The sequence below is a fragment of the Psychrobacter sp. M4 genome (assembly GCF_055699795.1).
Genome location: NZ_CM146740.1, coordinates 1,325,471 through 1,342,223 on the forward strand (window position 1 = coordinate 1,325,471; position 16,753 = coordinate 1,342,223).

The following is a 16,753-nucleotide window of genomic DNA, read 5'->3' on the forward strand; positions in this document are numbered from 1 at the left end:
ATAACAGCTATCTTATAATAGCAGCATTGTATGCTACGGTTTTTAAAGTATCTTAACTATAACAGCGTTATGTTTTTATACTAGCGCTGTCTGTTTAGCAAATCCATCTATTCAAATCTGACCTGAGGCTTTCATGAGCCAATCTGACGCAACTCAAAATCTGGACGACAAGAAGCTTGCGCCATTACCTACTGTCGCTAAACGCAGAACATTATTACGTCTGCTAAGCTATCTAAAACCTTATTGGTGGGCGCTGTTACTAACGGTTGTAGGGTTTGCAATCAACGCTGCTACCGAGATTTGGATTGCCAAGCTTCTACAGTACATTACCGATGCTATTAATCAAAATGACCAAGCCAAACAAAACTGGTTTCCGGTGTTGATTATTATGCTGTTTTTTGTACGCGGTGTTGGTAGTTTTTTGGGTAATTATTATACAGCGCTAGTATCGCGTAATTTAGTCTACGAGCTACGGGTACAGGTATTTAACAAGCTTTTACGTCTGCCAAGCTCTTTTTATTTGCTCAATCCAGCAGGAACCATCTCATCCAAGCTTATTTTTGATGTAGAGCAGGTCACCGCGGCAAGCACCGACTCGATGAAAACTTTACTGCGTGATGGTTTAACAGTCGTCGCTTTGATTGGGTTTCTGCTTTATAGCAATTGGCGCTTAACTTTGATTCTATTTTTGGTACTACCGCCGATACTATGGCTGGTACGTTTTGCCTCCAAGCGTTATCTGCGCCTCTCCAAAGGCATTCAAAAAACCATGGGCGATGTTAGTCATGTGACTAACGAAGTCATCGGTGGCTACCAAGTGGTTAAAAACTATGGCGGACAGGCTTATGAAGCGCAGCGGTTTAATGCCATCTCAAAAAAGAACTTACGCCAAGGTATGAAGGTGGTAGTCACTAATAGTATCAATACACCAGCCGTACAGCTGCTCATGGCAGTCGCTATGGCCGTGGTCGTTTGGCTTGCCCTGCGTCCATCAGTAATTGATAATATTACTGCTGGCGAATTTATCTCCTACATCGCGGCAGCGGGGCTGCTTAGTAAACCTGTGCGTTCATTGACCGATGTCAACCAAAAATTGCAAAAGGGTATCGCAGCTGGCGAATCTATATTTGCACTACTTGATGAGCCTGAAGAGCAAGACAGTGGTACGCTTAGTCCTACCTTATCAGGCAATATATGCTTAGATAATGTGGGCTTGGTATATCCTGATTCAACAGTAGCACTGCGTGATTTTAGCTTGAACATACAGGCAGGTGAGACAGTAGCTTTAGTAGGGCGTAGCGGCGCTGGCAAATCATCTCTGGTGAATCTATTAACGCGTACTTTACCTAATTCATCGGGGCAAATTACTATAGATGACATTCCTATTGAAGATATTGCGTTAGAGAGTCTACGCGCTCAGATTGCAATGGTGGATCAGCAAGTCGTCCTATTTAACACCACTATTTTTAATAATATTGCTTATGGTAGTTTAGCAACCAAAACCCAAGCTGAGGTCGAGAGGGCAGCAAAAGACGCCTTTGCCCATGACTTTATTATGAGTATGCCGCAAGGTTATGAGAGTCACATCGGTGCCGAGGGTTTACAGCTCTCTGGTGGTCAACGTCAACGCTTATCCATTGCGCGCGCGCTATTGAAAGACGCCCCAATTCTAATATTGGATGAAGCTACCAGTGCGCTTGATAATGAGTCGGAGTACTACATTCAGCAAGCTTTAGATAATGTAATGAAAGATCGTACTACCTTAGTTATTGCGCACCGATTGACCACTATTGAGTCTGCTGATCGTATCGCAGTGCTCGATCATGGAGAGATTATTGAGCTTGGTACTCATGATGAGCTGATGCAAAAGCAGGGACACTACGCGCAGATGTATGCTCGAGATTTTACGTGAATTGGCGTGATTCATGAGCATTGAGACTGCCATCACTGATGCGTGGCAACGACGCGCTATTTGGCTATGGCTTCTATTGCCGCTCAGCTGGCTGTATGCTCTGATCAGTATCCTGCGTCGTCAAGCTTATAAAGTAGGGCTTTTTAAAAGTTATCAAGCCCCCGTACCGGTTATGGTCATCGGTAACATCACTGTAGGCGGCAGTGGTAAAACGCCACTCATCATCACTTTAGTGGATTATTTGCAGCAGCGTAATGTTCAAGTCGGCGTTATCAGCCGCGGTTACGGCGGTGATAGTACTCAGATGCCAGCCTTGGTCACTGAGACTAGTTTGCCAAGCGTGGTAGGTGATGAGCCTTGCCTTATTGTCGGCATGACCGCCGTACCAATGGCAGTATGCCCGAACCGCGAACTGGCTATTGCCACCTTATTGGCCGCAAACCCTAACTTGCAGCTCATTATTGCTGATGATGGGTTGCAGCACTATGCGCTACAGCGTGATATTGAATGGATTGTGGTAGACGTGGCGCGCGGTTTTGGCAACAAGCAGCTGCTACCAACAGGGTTTTTACGAGAGCCGCTGACGCGCTTAGATAACGCTACCGTTATTCATCATGAAAAAGCCAACACTGATTCTGATAACAAACTACCAACTGCGCGCTTAACGATGCAGCTGCAACCAGATAGTCTACAGCCTTTGTTTGCTATCTCTGATCAATCTGAACTAGATGACACAGAAGCGAGCGAAATGTTGCCAAAGTCTGGTGACAAAGTCCACGGCGTAAGCGGTATTGGTTATCCGCAGCGTTTTTTCACTACGCTAGGCTCCCTTGGGTTTGAAGTCATACCTCATTCTTATCCTGATCATCATGATTTCGACCTGAATGATTTGCGTCAGTATGATCAGTATCCCATTATCGTTACCAGTAAAGATGCGGTAAAGATTCGCCACTTATTTATGCGCGCTAAAAAAGAGGCGAGTAATAAAGGCGCTAAGCCATCTATCGCTGATCATAAAGCGCTGTTAAATAGACTCTGGGTGTTACCAGTAACCGCAGTCTTATCTGCTAACTGCTATCAGACATTAGAGCAGCAGCTCAAAGATTTAGATATTGAGTTGCTTGAGAGACGATAATTAGTAATACACTCTATTTGCCGATATTTTATAATTAATGCTTTATAACGCATGCTTTAGGAATAAATTATGTCAACCGCATCAGCTTCTGCTAAAACTCATATTGTGATTCCGGCACGTTTTAAAAGCACGCGCTTGCCTGGTAAACCCCTGTTAAATATTCATGGCAAGCCCATGATCCTATGGGTTGCTGAAAAAGCCAAAGCGGCGCATTTTGCTGATGATATGTGTATTGCGACCGACGATGAACGTATCGCCAAAGTTTGCATGGATGCAGGATATGAGGTGGTGATGACGAGCGCCGATCACGCTTCTGGTACGGATCGCTTGGCGGAGGTGGCAACGATAAAAGGCTGGTCGGCTCATGACATTATTATCAATATGCAAGGCGATGAACCGCTGGTACCGCCGCTACTACTAAAGCAGGTTAAAACGCTTCTGGTGGCTGATAGCGAGAGCGTGATGGCAACGTTGTATGAGCCTATCGATGATTATTATACCTTTACCAGAACATCGGTGGTAAAAGTGGTAAGTGCCACAGTTGATAATAAGCAGCGCGCGCTGTATTTTAGCCGCGCGCCCATTCCTTGTGATCGTGACATCGCTCTCGCTACTGAAAACCTAAATACCATGGATGTCACTAACACTGAGCGACTACCACCAAAAAATGCTTATCGGCATCTAGGGTTATACGCTTATCGCGTCAGTTTATTACAGCAGTTTGTGCATTGGCCGCAAGCACCTCTTGAGACGCTTGAGAGTTTAGAGCAGCTGCGGGTTTTAGAAAACGGTGGCCATATTGCTATTGCTAAAGCGACACTACAGCTGCCAGCGGGCGTTGATACCCAAGAAGATTTAGAGCGTTTAAACGCCATGAGTATTAATGATTTTTATAAGTAGTCTGTAGCGAAAAGCTTTGGCCCCAAGTTTTACAATGTCATTAATAACAATCACGTTAACAAAAGCGATATTTAGTAAAACCCTATCTAGTAAAGCAATATTCTAAAAATAGCCTAAGCACTTGATCCAGCTAGGTTCCTAAGAATACACTTACAAGATAGATATCAAATTCACCCCATTGCAAAAGCTTATAGGGAAGGCGACGTGAATAATACGACAGACACAACCGATAATATTTATTTTGCGCCGCTATTACCTTGGCAAGAGATGTTATGGACGCAGCTTACCAACAGAGTATCGACGCCGCCTCATAACTTACCGCATGCTCTATTAGCTGCTGGTATGGCGGGTATGGGTAAACGCGCGTTCGTTTGGCGTTTGGTCGCTTGGCTACTATGCCGCAACCAATCCCAGTATCCGCTTGGTGCTTGTGGCCACTGTGAAAGTTGTCAGTGGCTTAAATCTGGTACGCATCCTAGTTTACAAGTGCTGCCGATAACTAGTATGCCTACTAGCGCTGATCAAAATAACAGTGATAATAGTAGCGAGAGCTTGGGTAGCACCAGTAAAAAAAAGCTAGCAGACCAAAAAACTGCAAAAGCAGCGAGCAAGGCGGCGCAAACGATAAAGATAGATGACATTCGTGCGCTGCAGCCCTTTATCTATCAAGGCGGGCAGGGTATGCGTATTTGCGTCTTAGATCACGCTGAGCAAATGACCATCGCTGCTGCCAACGCCCTGCTCAAAACTTTAGAGGAACCGCAAGCGCAAGTTCATCTGTTTTTAGTCAGTGATATGCCAGCGAAGTTACTGCCGACTATTAAGAGCCGGGTACAGCAGCTTCCCATGCAGGCCATTGAACCTGAGGTTGCCCGTAATTATGTCACCCATGAGCTTGGCGGCGTAGTCAATCGTGAAGCCGTAAGTCCGCTACACATTGAACAGCTGCTACAGCTGGCAAATGGGGCACCGCTTGCGGCGGTAGATTTGGCAAAGGCCGTGTGGTATAGCAAACGGGCATTATGGCTAACGACTTGGCAAGCACTGCGTAGCGGTAAACGTAGCAGTATAGCGGCTAGCACCTATTGGCAAAACGAGCTTAGCTTACTAGATTTTATTAAGCTGACCGAGCTAATGCTAGTCGATATTCGCCGTATTGGTCTTGGTTTACAAAGCAAACAACAAGATATTGGTTTGTCAGTGGCGTTAGAACAATACTTGCCTATGGATAGGGCACTTGAAACACTAGCTAATCAATTACAGCAAACCAAACGCGCATTGGAACAAAATGTGCAAGAAAAGTTTGCTTACGATAAGCTGATGCAAGATTTGGCATCTTTATAAATGATTATTTTATAAACACTTAACTTATCGTATGAAAGCTTCGATCGTAACCTTTCTCCTAAAAAGTTAAACAAGCTTAACAAAAGCAGATAAGCTCAGCGCCCTAATTTAAATTTGTCTATATAAGGAGCCTATTATGGCGATGCCAGGACGAGGCGGAATTATTACCTGTCATATTGAAGACGTCGAAAAATTATACGCAAGCTACTTATCCTTTGTGGATAATGGCGCTTTGTTTGTGCCGACCAACCGATCCCAAGAGCTAGGCGATGAGGTTTTCATCGCTATCACCTTACCTAATTCAAGTGAGCGCTTACCTATGAATGGCAAAGTGGTTTGGATCAATAATAAGGCACAGGGCAATCGTCCAGCAGGTTTTGCTGTACAGATTGGCACTGATGTCGCCGGACAAAAGATAAAAAATGAAGTTGAGCGCCTGCTGGCAGGAAAAATCGACAGTCAGCAAGCGACTTATACTATGTAGTTTATTACTATGTAGTTTAGAGCTATATAGTTTAATGCTATGTAGTCTATAAAAAAATATTTTAGAGAAACACTATTTAGACGATAGGTTAAGAGCTTTTATCAAATTAGACTATTAGTAGCGTGATGGTACATTCATATCATCTGGAATAGGCTCGCGATAATATTCATCATCGCGCTTACGTTCAGGCAATTCTACCTCCTCACGCGGTACTTCTTTATAAGGTATCTGATCGAGTAGATGAGCGATACAGTTTAGCCGCGCGCGCTTTTTGTTATTGCCCTCAACCACCCACCACGGGGCTTCTGGAATGTGGGTGCGCTCAAACATAGTTTCTTTAGCCTTGGTATAATCCTCCCAGCGTCGCCTTGACTCTAAGTCCATTGGTGATAGTTTCCACTGTTTTAGTGGGTCATGAATACGGCTCATAAAGCGCGAATGCTGCTCATCGTCAGTAATTGAAAACCAGTATTTCACCAAGCGAATACCAGAGCGTACCAGCATGCGCTCAAACTCGGGTACCGACTGGAAAAACTCTTCATACTGATCATCAGTACAAAATCCCATGACGCGCTCGACACCGACGCGGTTATACCAGCTGCGATCGAATAAAACGATCTCTCCTGCTGCTGGCAAGTGGGCTACATAGCGCTGAAAATACCACTGGGACTGCTCGCGCTCCGTTGGCGCAGGTAGCGCGGCCACTCTACAAACTCGTGGATTTAAGCGCTGGGTGATGCGCTTAATTGCACCGCCTTTGCCCGCTGAGTCGCGGCCTTCAAATATTACTACAATACGCTCGCCGTATTCAACGACCCAGTCCTGTAGTTTAATCAGTTCACGTTGCAAGCGTACCAACTCTTGAAAATAAGTACGGCGATCAAGTCTTTCTTGTTCGCTCATTTCGCGGCCATCAAAACGAAAATCGCGGACATAATCATCTATCTCATTCTCAAGCTCTTCATCGTAAGTATCAATCAGATCCAGATGCATCTTGCGCCGCAGCTCGTCGTTAAATATCTCTTTATCCATACGCTCAACAAAATTGCCTTGCTCAGGCGCGCTTAGCTCGCTACGTTCTTGCGGGGTTAAAGACTGTGGATCGATCGCTGAAGGTATCTTGCCCATATAAGGCTCCTATCGTTTTGTTATTAAACGGTGTTAGCTAAACACTCTGACTCTATTGTTGGTTATCACTTTATCATAGTCAGGTATCATATCTATAATAGAGCTAAGGGTTTTCGTTATAGGGTTATCAATTATCCTATCTATCATATTCATATTCGTCAGCAAAAAAATACCCTCTAATCCATTGATTAAAGGGTATATCTAACGACTAATAAGATTGGCCTTTAATAATATAAAAGCCTAAAGCGCGCTATTTCTCTAAGATACAGGTAACGCCTTGACCACTAGCGGCACAAATAGAGATCAGTGCACGGCCCGATCCTTTTTGATCAAGCAGTTTGGCTGCTGTCGCTAAAATACGACCACCAGTTGCGGCAAAAGGGTGACCTGCTGCAAGAGAGGAGCCGTTGACGTTAAGTTTGCTACGATCAATTGAACCCAGTGGCGCATCTAAACCTAAGCGCTCTTTACAGAAAGTCTCATCTTCCCACGCAGCAAGCGTCGATAGAACTTGCGCGGCAAAGGCTTCATGGATCTCATAAAAATCAAAGTCCTGTAAGCTTAATCCGGCGCGCTCAAGCATACGCGGTACGGCATAGGCAGGTGCCATAAGCAAACCTTCTTTATTGCCAGATTTGCCAATAAAGTCTACAGCTGCTGTTTCTTGATGGACGATATAAGCTAAAGGTTTTAGGCCATGCGCCTCAGCCCATTCATCATTACCTAATAGTACACAAGAAGCACCATCGGTAAGCGGAGTAGAGTTGGCCGCGGTCATCGTTGGATTGGCGTTCTTTTTACCGAATACGGGCTTTAGATTACTCAGTTTCTCTAAAGTAGTATCGGGACGCAAATTGTTATCGCGCGTCAGACCTTTATAAGGAGTAATCAGATCATCGAAGAAACCCTCATCATAAGCACGCGCTAGGTTTTTATGGCTATTAAAGGCCAGCTCATCTTGATCTTCACGACTAATGTTCCATTCAAGCGTGGTGATTGCCTGATGCTCGCCCATAGAAAGACCGGTACGCGGCTCGCCATTTTGCGGTGAATCAATCAAATCTTTTGGGTTAATACTTAATAATGCTTTTAAACGATCTTTATTATTTCTAGCTGCACCTAATTTAATGAGAGCATGACGCAGGCCATCGCCTAAAGAGATCGGTGCATCCGAGGTGGTATCAACACCACCGGTAATGGCTGAATCAATAATACCTAAAGCGATTTTGTTTGCTGAGGCAAAGGTCGCTTGCAAGCCCGTACCGCAAGCCTGCGAGATATCATAAGCTGGAGTGTGTGGATCTAAAGCGGTATTGAGGGCTGATTCGCGAGTCAAACTCAAATCGCGGCTTAGTTTGAGTACCGCACCTGCGACCACTTCACCTACGCGCTCACCTTGCAAGTCATAGCGCTCAATAAGACCGTTGAGAGCAGCGGTAAGCATATCTATATTGCTGGCATCGGAGTAAGGGCCATTTGAGCGAGCAAAGGGAATACGGTTGCCGCCTAAAACAGCAACGCGATGCTGGTTGGGACTGAGCTTGGTTTGACTGGTTTGTTTAGGTTTGGTTTGTGCTTTATCGACTGTATTATCATCAGCCTCTTTATCATCTTGAGCGCTGTCTTTTTTGCTCGTACTCTCTGCGCTGCTTCCTTTATGGTTCTCTTCGCTTTGCGCAGACGTTTCAGCAGCATCTGATTGCGCAAGAGGATTAAGATCATCAGAAGGGTATGCCGTGTCATCAAGATTGGACTCTTGTTTTAAATCCTCTTTGATCTTAGCTTTTTTCTGCTGTTCCTCAGTTTGCTCATCGTTATCACTTATAGGATTGCCATCAGCATCAACAATCTCGGTAGCCTTTTTCAGCTCAGCGATTGAATCATAATGAGCAGTGTTTTTGGTAGTGTCATTGGCTTCATTTTTATTTGAAGTATCGGTGCCTTTGGGGTCATTGTCGTTTATCTTGCTACTACCTTTAACGACAGTGCTTTCAACAACAGGGCTGTTTTTCTCGTTACTCATGAAATAATCCTTAAAATAAGTGAATGCATAAATAGTAATTACAAACTACTAAGATACTGCTAGTTATTGAGCTAAAAATAGCAATAGGCTTATCTGGTAACTACAATTATGATAAAAATGGTCATAGTAAATCGTTAATATATATAAGATATTGGCGATTTATCGTAATAATTTTTATCTTGTTACCGTATGCCTTTGGCAAACCAAGTAAGCGATATTCAATTTTAAATACTAATCGACTATAAATATATAGACTAGTAAGTGCTGCTTATAGCCATTGTTTAGCTGTCTATTTAGTAATATATTGTTGTCAGCAGATGAATAAGTCTTGATATTGAATCTAGTTTCAACTTAGGTTCAATCTTAACTAGATTTAATATTAACATAGGTCTCTGCTTTTTAAATGATTAGAAAGTAACCGTACCGTTTCATCTTTTTAAGCGCAAGCGTCATGCAAGCGGCCGTATGTTGAATTTTGGACTTGTGTATACTGGGCGTGTATAGTTGTGTCGAATTTAGAACTATTTATAAAAGACTAGCATATTGTGATAAGTCTTTATGAGCAGTAGGTTTATAATAAAGTTAATTTTAAAAAGGAGTGTTATATGTCAGATCGTTATGGTGATTTTGTTCAATCTACAATTGGTAAAAAGGTTGCCAAAAATTTGGGTTTACCGCTACCTGAGAGTCTTGATCGCTTTGAGAGCGGTCAGCGTTTGGTACGCGGTAGCGTTTTGGTAGGACGTGCTGATGGTGGTGATATGAGTGTTAGTGCCGCGGTGGCACGTATTTTGTCAGAGCTGCACGCTGAGATTTATGTCAACAGTCGTGATGATATTAAAGATGCGCTTGCCGATGCAGGTATCGATGCTAAAGCCAATACTGGCGGTGATGAAAAATTCAAGGTATTGCTATTTGATGCCAGCAACATCAGCAATGCCGATGAGCTTAAACAAGTTTACGAGTTCTTTCACTTTGTAGCACGCCGCATCGAGAAGTCAGGCCGCGTTATCGTGATCGGTCGTCCACCAGAAGCTATCGATGACGTTGAGACGGCACTGGCGCAGCGTGCGCTTGAGGGCTTTGTCAAGTCTGTAGGTAAAGAGTTTAAACGCGGGGTTACCGCACAGCTCATCTATGTGGCTAAAGGGGCAGAGCAACATCTAGATTCAACGCTACGATTCTTTACCTCAGCGCGTTCGGCATATGTATCAGGGCAAGTGGTACGAGTCAGTCAAGGCAATGCTGTCGATGTCGATTGGACCCAGCCATTAGGTGGCAAAACCATGCTCGTCACGGGTGCTAGCCGCGGCATTGGTGAGGCAATCGCGCGCGTTTTGGCACGTGAAGGGGCACATGTGATCTGTCTTGATGTACCGCAGCAGCAGAGCGATTTGCAAAAGGTCGCAAGCGAGATTAGTGGCTCAACCATCATGGTCGATATCACCAGCGACGAGGCTGGCAAAGAGATTGCTGAGGCCGCACAAAAACGCGGTGGTCTTGATGCGATCATTCACAATGCTGGCGTGACCCGTGATAAGACACTGGCTAAGATGGATGAAGAAAAATGGGACATGGTTATTAATATTAACCTTGCCAGTATCGTCAAGCTCAATCGCTACTTACTTGATCATGAGGCGTTCAAAGACAATGCACGTATCGTTTGTGTCTCTTCAATATCAGGTATCGCAGGCAACTTGGGTCAAAGCAACTATGCCACTTCTAAAGCCGGCGTCATTGGTCTGGTTAATGCTACTGCCAAGCAGCTGGCTGATAATGATAAAGGCATGACTATTAATGCCGTCGCTCCAGGTTTTATTGAGACGCAGATGACCGAAGCGATTCCTTTTGCTATTCGTGAGGCGGGCCGCCGCATGAACTCGATGAGTCAAGGCGGACTGCCTGTTGATGTTGCCGAAACTATTGCTTGGCTGGCTTCCCCTGCCTCTGGTGGTCTAAACGGTAATACCGTACGTGTCTGTGGTCAAAGCTTACTTGGTGCTTAACTAGTATTAGTTGTAAACATATAACTAGCAAAAATTTACTCATACACAATAATAAAGCTGCCTTTGGGCGGCTTTATTATGATAAAAGTGTACAACAATAAAATGAGCTGGCTATATTGATAATATACCTTAACAAAAGCGTCATTTCTTATACTGTTAAATGACTGGATATTTTGTAACTAATTTGATCTATGGTTTATTAGCTTGTTTTATGAAAAATATAGCAAAATACTGTAAAATGATGTCGTTTATCAGATATCTGTCGTCTTTACTTGCTATCTTTAATACTTTCCCCAGGCCTCACTTAGGATTAGTTTATGTCAGATCAACACTACGATACGTTGCCAAAAACGCATACCACTTATGCTAATATCATCAAAAGCCTATTGCCTATTGGTGACAACCGTAAAGTCGGCAAAGATGAGTTACCGCAAGCGACCTACTATGTGGACGATCTACATATTGATCAGGATAACTTAAAAGATTATCGTAAGATTTGTGGTTTTGCTGATAATGGAAAGGTTCCGATTACCTATTTTGCCGTACTGTCACAATCGCTGCAGATGAATATGATGGTCAAAGAGCCGTTTCCTTTTGCCATGTTAGGTCTGGTGCATGTGGATAATAAAGTGACACAGTATCGTTCTATTGGTGAGCGTGAAACCGTGGCTATGTCAGTAACTTTTGCTAACCTGCGCGATCATGCTCAAGGTCAGCAGTTTGATTTTGTAACTACAGTCAAATCGCAAGATAATGTTATTTGGGAAGGCATATCCACCTATTTGGCGCGTGGCAAAAATCCTGACAGTCATGCTAATGATAAAAGTAAAGTGCGTCCAGTAACGGCCAAGCCTATGGTTGATGAGGCCGGAGTACATACCGTATTTGAAGTGCCAGAAGATATTGGTCGTCGTTACGCTTTTGTTTCAGGAGATTTTAACTTGATTCATCTGCATCCCTTATCAGCGCGTGCCTTTGGATTTCCTAAAGCTATCGCGCATGGTATGTGGTCCAAAGCCAAATGCTTGGCTTTAATGGATGATTTGCCAGAAGCTTATACAACCGAGGTGTCATTCAAGCTGCCTATATTCTTGCCATCGGAGGTAGAATTGATTGGTGAGCCTACATCCAAGCTTGAAAATGTTGAGGATAACTGTATTTTTGGTTTATATAGCGCTAAGAACGACAAACCTCATCTTATCGGTGTAATAAAGCTGGTGAATGAAGATCAGTCTTAGAGGTAAAAGATTCATTATTTAAAATATAACTATTTAATTGAAAAATTCTTAATTATGACGGTACACTCCGATACTACACCTACTAAAGACGCAAACGATGTAAGTGCTTTTGCAGCTGACAATAACATTGATCTTAATAGTGCTTTAGAACCCTATTTTCGTCCTGATAAAAAAACTATCGTTTGCGGGGCGCTCGATGAAAATAAAGTACAGGCACTAGCCGAGGCTGGCGTTGAGGTAGTGATTAATTTGCAGCCTGATGAGGAGCTGGCATTCAATGAGGTAGAAGCGGTTGAGCGAGCAGGAATGACTTACGAGCATCTGTCTATAAATGGCCCTGATGATTTAAAACAGCTTAATATATTGGCATTTGATAATATATTGCGTCAGCATCATGGCAAAAAAATAGCGATGCACTGCGGGTCTGGCAATCGAGTGGGTGCAGCAACTGCACTGCGCGCTGGTTGGCTGCGTGGCCGTAAAATGGATACCGCAATGGAACGAGGTTACAGTCATGGACTCACCAATCTTGCAGATGAGGTGCATAACCGATTATTGGTACCGCGCTAAAGCTTTAATAAGCACGGCAGTGCATGAAGCCATGCACAAGCTAAGTAACATATTTTAAAAGGCGATCAATGCGTTGGTCGTTTTTTTTATTGTCTTTTTATTATCTAAAGAAGGACTGTAGATAAATAAAGTAAATTGACTCTACCTACCTTTTGCCTTATGGTTAATACATTACTTTTAGTAAGGTTTTTATAGGGAGCAGTTTATGAGCGTAATGGATAAGATTGGCAAAGCACCTGTATCGGCCCTAGATATGGCAACTCAACTTGCAGACGGGAGTCTTTGTCCGGTTGAATTAATCCAAGCGACATTTGCTCATATCAAATCCTGTGATCCTGCTATCTTTACCGAGTTATTGGAAGAACGTGCACTACAAGAAGCGCAGGCTTCAAGACAGCGTCGTCAACAAGGTAAGCCCTTTAGTCCATGGGATGGTATTCCTGTTGCGTGGAAAGATCTTTTTGATATAAAAGATCGAGTGACTACGGCAGGCTCAGTTGTCCTCAAGTCAAATGTGCCTGCTGCTCATGACGCTACTATGGTTACCAATGCCGCTCAAGCTGGCCTAGTATCTGTTGGCTGTCTTAACATGACCGAGTTTGCCTATTCAGGCCTTGGTCTTAATCCGCATTACGGCACTCCCAAAAACCCTTATGGTACTAATGTTGAGCGCATTCCTGGCGGCTCGTCCTCAGGGTGCGGTGTCGCTGTCGCGCGCGGCCTCGTGCCATTAGCTATCGGTAGCGATACCGGCGGCTCGGTACGTATCCCAGCAGCGCTAAACGGCGTAGTTGGCTACAAAGGCTCGAGCAAAGCGTTTCCAAAGGGCGGCACCTATCCTTTATCTGTGACCCTTGATACCTTTGGGCCGCTCGCTGCTGATCTTAAAAGCTGTATTGGGGCGGCGGATATTCTAAACGGACGCGCTATCAGTATTCCTAAACCCACTCCTATACACAAACTAAAATTTTTTGTTCCTACTAACGTAGTTTTTAACCATGCTGAACAGGCGGTAGTGGAGAATTTCGAAGCTAGCGTGCGCGCACTACAGATGGCAGGGGCGACGGTAGTACGCGGAGTATGTCGCGAGTTTGACCAAATTAGAGCGCTTTCGGCTGAGCACGGCTATCTAGTAGGGCCTGAAGCATTAGACGTACATTGGGATTTAGTGCATTCTGCAGACGCCGCGCAAATGGACCCACGAATTGTTGAGCGCATTCTTAGTGCAGGTGAGATGAGCGCGCGCGACCTTATTGTAATTAGAAGAGAAAGAGCAAAGCTAATAATACAAAATCGTCAAGCTCAAGGCGACCAGATTATGTTGTTTCCCACTACTGCTATTACCGCGCCCAAGCTTAAACCGCTAGAAGACGACGATGAGCTATACCAGCGCACTAATCAATTGATGCTGCGCAATACGGCACTGGGTAATTTTTTGGACTGGTGCGGTATTGCCTTGCCAAATGGCGTGGATCAAAATCAGCTGCCAACCAGTATTTTATTATCTATGCCTGGTGGTCGCGAAAGTGATTTGCTATCAGCTACAATTACCATTGAAAACATCTTGTCTAGAAGTTGAAGCTATTTGTATAAAAAGCTATGAGCCATAAAGCGCTAAAATAAGATTAACAAAGGAATGATACCTACTTTAAAGGTATTACAATCATCCAAGGAGAGCGACATGAGTAAAAAAACCATTATATGCGGCTTTGGTACCGACGTCGATTCAGTAGCCGGACAAATCGGCTCCTACGGCGGCGGCGAGAGCCCCTCAGATATTCAGCGCGGGGTTTGGGCATCCGAGGTCGGCGTACCGCGCTTGCTCAAGCTGTTTAAAAAATACGATCTACGTACCTCGTTTTTTATCCCCGGTCATAGTATTGAAACCTTCCCTGATATTGCTAAGATGATCGTCGATCACGGTCACGAAGTGGGCGCTCATGGCTACTTGCACGAAAATCCAATCGCCATGACGCGCGCGCAAGAAGAAGCGGTCATGGAAAGATCAGTCGAGCTGATCACTAAGCTAACGGGACAAAGCCCGCGTGGCTATGTCGCGCCGTGGTGGGAGATGTCGGCTGCGACTCCTGAAATCTTAGCTAAATATGATTTCAAATACGACCATAGCCAAGGTTATCGCGATTTTCAGCCTTTTTATGCGCGAGTCGGTGATCAATGGAATTTGATTGACTACTCCAAAACCGCGGAGGAGTGGATGCATCCTATGACTCACGGTGACGAGATTGACTTGGTTGAGATCGCGGCCAATTGGTATATGGACGATCTGCCGCCAATGATGTTTATGAAAAACGTGCCAAACAGTCATGGCTTTGTCAATCCGCGTGATATCGAAGAGATGTGGCGTGACCAATTCGACTGGGTGTATCGTCATATGGACTACGCGGTCTATCCCTTTACCATTCATCCGGATGTCTCTGGACGTCCGCAGGTGCTAATGATGCTTGAGCGTTTGATTGACTATATCAATAGCCATGAAGGGGTGGTGTGGATGCCATTTGAAGATATCGCTGCTGATTTTCGTCAGCGCTTCCCGTTTGAGGGCGGCAAACGACCGGAGGTTATTTAATCATAATGGCTTTGGTAGTATTCTTTGTCTTGAATACTGCCAAAATCAATTATAAGGAGAGGATCTATGTGTAATGCTTGTGGTAATCCAGCAGCGCCGGGACACTGGACAGAAGCGGGCGCACAAACAGGAGGCATGCGTATCAGAGCGACGTTTCAGCGGATGTCTATCTTAAAGCGCGTGCTAAAACCATATGGGTTTTCAGTTTATGCCGATGGGGTGATCCCGCAGTTGCAGCTGATATGTCCGGGCGGCGCGAGAGTGATGGTGGGCAACCTAACTGAGCTTTGGGCTGAGGTAGAAAGACGCCAAGGTTTTGCTATCGATCCTTTAAACCTTACGCCGACGTCTACAATATCATGAGACCAAGCTTGCAAGACAATAGGCTTGATATCGTTCTGCTAAGTGGCTATCTGGGTTCAGGTAAGACCACTTGGCTGCGTCATGCGCTATTTACTAAAGCGTATGGCAACGCGCAAGTATTTACTCAAGAAGCCGCTAAGCAAGCTGTTGATGATTTGCTGTTGGGCGAGGCCATGAGCGTCAAAGTGCTGACAGGGACAGCAGGTACGCCAAAAGGCAAAGAAGAGATGATCGCTGCGCTACTAGAAGTAGCAGAATCTCGCACCAGCGGACAAGTAAAAGGGACAGCTCAAACTGACACTCAGTCAGATACGCTTATACCAGATACTTTGATACCAGATACTCTAATCATAGAAACCAGCGGTCTCGCTGACCCTGCTGACATTATTGTCGCTATTAAAGAGCATCCGATTTTAATTTATCATTTTGCACTTAGAGAAACCATCATCATGGTTGATGCACTGCATTTTTCTGAGGCACTAAAAAATGATCCTTTATGCCAGCAGCAACTCCTAGCGGCTGATCGAATCGTTATCGCTAAGGCAGAAGAAACTCCCGCTCAGTCGTTAGCCAACCTGGTAGCGACAATTACTCAGATTAACCCCGCCGCTCCAGTCTCTTTATCTTCCTTCGGGGTTGAAAGCTCTGTTCCGTCTCTACCAGCACCTACTGAGACTTACGAGTCTACTTTAGCTCATACTGGTGCGCCAGTAATGGTGGCTTCCTTGGCCATTCCTAAAGATATTGATTGGGTGGAGTTTACCGTTTGGTTATCAGCACTGCTGCATGCTAGAGGCGATACGATACTGCGCGTTAAAGGTGTTTTAGATACTGATGAGGGTTTGCTGTTATTACAATCGGTGCGCAAAGTGATGCAGCAACCAGAGATTTTACCTTCTAAGCAAAGTAATGTGACTGCCGGAGACATTGTCTTTATAGGGGAGGGTATGGAGCAAGAGGCTCTGCGTACTTCTATGCTTATCTTTCTTGGCAAAGATGCAGAGGTGTAAAAATAGCTATAGAAAAATAGGACAACTACAAACTAATTTTTGGCATATAGTTT

14 protein-coding genes are annotated in these 16,753 nt (G+C 44.5%); 12 read left to right on the forward strand and 2 right to left on the reverse strand.

The genetic code is table 11. The features are described 5' to 3' along the window. Window positions 1–133: 133 nt before the first annotated feature. From msbA to ACR63N_RS05575, 5 genes are all read left to right on the forward strand, one after another. Window positions 134–1,912 (forward strand): lipid A export permease/ATP-binding protein MsbA, encoded by a 1,779-nt coding sequence (gene msbA / locus ACR63N_RS05555; protein ID WP_367103447.1) that lies wholly within the window; start codon window positions 134–136, stop codon window positions 1,910–1,912. 13 nt (window positions 1,913–1,925) lie between these two features. Next, window positions 1,926–3,047 (forward strand): tetraacyldisaccharide 4'-kinase, encoded by a 1,122-nt coding sequence (gene lpxK / locus ACR63N_RS05560; RefSeq protein WP_367103446.1) that lies wholly within the window; start codon window positions 1,926–1,928, stop codon window positions 3,045–3,047. A gap of 69 nt (window positions 3,048–3,116) precedes the next feature. After that, the gene (gene kdsB / locus ACR63N_RS05565) at window positions 3,117–3,947 is read left to right on the forward strand and encodes a 3-deoxy-manno-octulosonate cytidylyltransferase (protein ID WP_367106078.1); all 831 of its coding nucleotides are present in this window, start codon (window positions 3,117–3,119) and stop codon (window positions 3,945–3,947) included. A gap of 267 nt (window positions 3,948–4,214) precedes the next feature. Continuing rightward, window positions 4,215–5,291, forward strand: a complete 1,077-nt coding sequence (locus tag ACR63N_RS05570; protein WP_367106207.1) for a DNA polymerase III subunit delta' — start codon at window positions 4,215–4,217, stop codon at window positions 5,289–5,291. A 136-nt stretch (window positions 5,292–5,427) separates the two neighbouring features. Continuing rightward, complete coding sequence (locus tag ACR63N_RS05575) at window positions 5,428–5,775, forward strand: PilZ domain-containing protein (protein WP_367106077.1); 348 nt, start codon at window positions 5,428–5,430, stop codon at window positions 5,773–5,775. A gap of 114 nt (window positions 5,776–5,889) precedes the next feature. Here the strand turns inward: ACR63N_RS05575 and ppk2 are convergent, their stop codons facing one another. Together ppk2 and ACR63N_RS05585 are read right to left on the reverse strand one after the other, a co-directional pair. Next, complete coding sequence (ppk2, locus tag ACR63N_RS05580) at window positions 5,890–6,903, reverse strand: polyphosphate kinase 2 (protein ID WP_367103442.1); 1,014 nt, start codon at window positions 6,901–6,903, stop codon at window positions 5,890–5,892. Window positions 6,904–7,153: 250 nt separating this feature from the next. Continuing rightward, window positions 7,154–8,398, reverse strand: a complete 1,245-nt coding sequence (locus ACR63N_RS05585; protein ID WP_472782720.1) for an acetyl-CoA C-acetyltransferase — start codon at window positions 8,396–8,398, stop codon at window positions 7,154–7,156. Window positions 8,399–9,531: 1,133 nt separating this feature from the next. On the opposite strand from ACR63N_RS05585, the gene ACR63N_RS05590 reads away from it, so the two are divergent. The 7 genes from ACR63N_RS05590 to ACR63N_RS05620 all read left to right on the forward strand — a co-directional run bounded on the left by ACR63N_RS05590 (window position 9,532) and on the right by ACR63N_RS05620 (window position 16,700). Beyond that, the gene (locus ACR63N_RS05590) at window positions 9,532–10,932 is read left to right on the forward strand and encodes a 3-oxoacyl-ACP reductase (RefSeq protein WP_472782567.1); all 1,401 of its coding nucleotides are present in this window, start codon (window positions 9,532–9,534) and stop codon (window positions 10,930–10,932) included. A gap of 317 nt (window positions 10,933–11,249) precedes the next feature. Continuing rightward, window positions 11,250–12,170: a MaoC family dehydratase gene (locus ACR63N_RS05595; RefSeq protein ID WP_367103439.1), complete on the forward strand. Its 921-nt coding sequence runs from the start codon at window positions 11,250–11,252 to the stop codon at window positions 12,168–12,170. Window positions 12,171–12,224: 54 nt separating this feature from the next. Further along, the gene (locus ACR63N_RS05600; RefSeq protein ID WP_367103438.1) at window positions 12,225–12,740 is read left to right on the forward strand and encodes a protein tyrosine phosphatase family protein; all 516 of its coding nucleotides are present in this window, start codon (window positions 12,225–12,227) and stop codon (window positions 12,738–12,740) included. Window positions 12,741–12,945: 205 nt separating this feature from the next. Next, window positions 12,946–14,319, forward strand: a complete 1,374-nt coding sequence (locus tag ACR63N_RS05605; RefSeq protein WP_367103437.1) for an amidase family protein — start codon at window positions 12,946–12,948, stop codon at window positions 14,317–14,319. Window positions 14,320–14,421: 102 nt separating this feature from the next. Further along, window positions 14,422–15,327 carry a polysaccharide deacetylase family protein gene (locus tag ACR63N_RS05610; RefSeq protein WP_367103436.1) on the forward strand — a complete coding sequence of 302 codons (906 nt, stop codon included), beginning with the start codon at window positions 14,422–14,424 and terminating at the stop codon, window positions 15,325–15,327. A 66-nt stretch (window positions 15,328–15,393) separates the two neighbouring features. After that, window positions 15,394–15,690, forward strand: coding sequence for a hypothetical protein (locus ACR63N_RS05615; protein WP_367103435.1), 297 nt, complete (start codon window positions 15,394–15,396; stop codon window positions 15,688–15,690). Continuing rightward, a complete protein-coding gene (locus ACR63N_RS05620) occupies window positions 15,687–16,700 on the forward strand; it encodes a CobW family GTP-binding protein (RefSeq protein ID WP_367106071.1) in 1,014 nt (337 codons plus the stop codon). The genes ACR63N_RS05615 and ACR63N_RS05620 overlap by 4 nt, the downstream gene beginning before the upstream one ends. Window positions 16,701–16,753 lie beyond the last annotated feature (53 nt).

Bases quoted from the DNA above. Each gene is read 5' to 3' on its own strand.
- msbA (WP_367103447.1), top strand. From the start codon at position 134: ATGAGCCAATCTGACGCAACTCAAAATCTGGACGACAAGAAGCTTGCG.
- lpxK (WP_367103446.1), top strand. From the start codon at position 1,926: ATGAGCATTGAGACTGCCATCACTGATGCGTGGCAACGACGCGCTATT.
- kdsB (WP_367106078.1), top strand. From the start codon at position 3,117: ATGTCAACCGCATCAGCTTCTGCTAAAACTCATATTGTGATTCCGGCA.
- ACR63N_RS05570 (WP_367106207.1), top strand. From the start codon at position 4,215: ATGTTATGGACGCAGCTTACCAACAGAGTATCGACGCCGCCTCATAAC.
- ACR63N_RS05575 (WP_367106077.1), top strand. From the start codon at position 5,428: ATGGCGATGCCAGGACGAGGCGGAATTATTACCTGTCATATTGAAGAC.
- ppk2 (WP_367103442.1), bottom strand. From the start codon at position 6,903: ATGGGCAAGATACCTTCAGCGATCGATCCACAGTCTTTAACCCCGCAA.
- ACR63N_RS05590 (WP_472782567.1), top strand. From the start codon at position 9,532: ATGTCAGATCGTTATGGTGATTTTGTTCAATCTACAATTGGTAAAAAG.
- ACR63N_RS05595 (WP_367103439.1), top strand. From the start codon at position 11,250: ATGTCAGATCAACACTACGATACGTTGCCAAAAACGCATACCACTTAT.
- ACR63N_RS05600 (WP_367103438.1), top strand. From the start codon at position 12,225: ATGACGGTACACTCCGATACTACACCTACTAAAGACGCAAACGATGTA.
- ACR63N_RS05605 (WP_367103437.1), top strand. From the start codon at position 12,946: ATGAGCGTAATGGATAAGATTGGCAAAGCACCTGTATCGGCCCTAGAT.
- ACR63N_RS05610 (WP_367103436.1), top strand. From the start codon at position 14,422: ATGAGTAAAAAAACCATTATATGCGGCTTTGGTACCGACGTCGATTCA.
- ACR63N_RS05615 (WP_367103435.1), top strand. From the start codon at position 15,394: ATGTGTAATGCTTGTGGTAATCCAGCAGCGCCGGGACACTGGACAGAA.
- ACR63N_RS05620 (WP_367106071.1), top strand. From the start codon at position 15,687: ATGAGACCAAGCTTGCAAGACAATAGGCTTGATATCGTTCTGCTAAGT.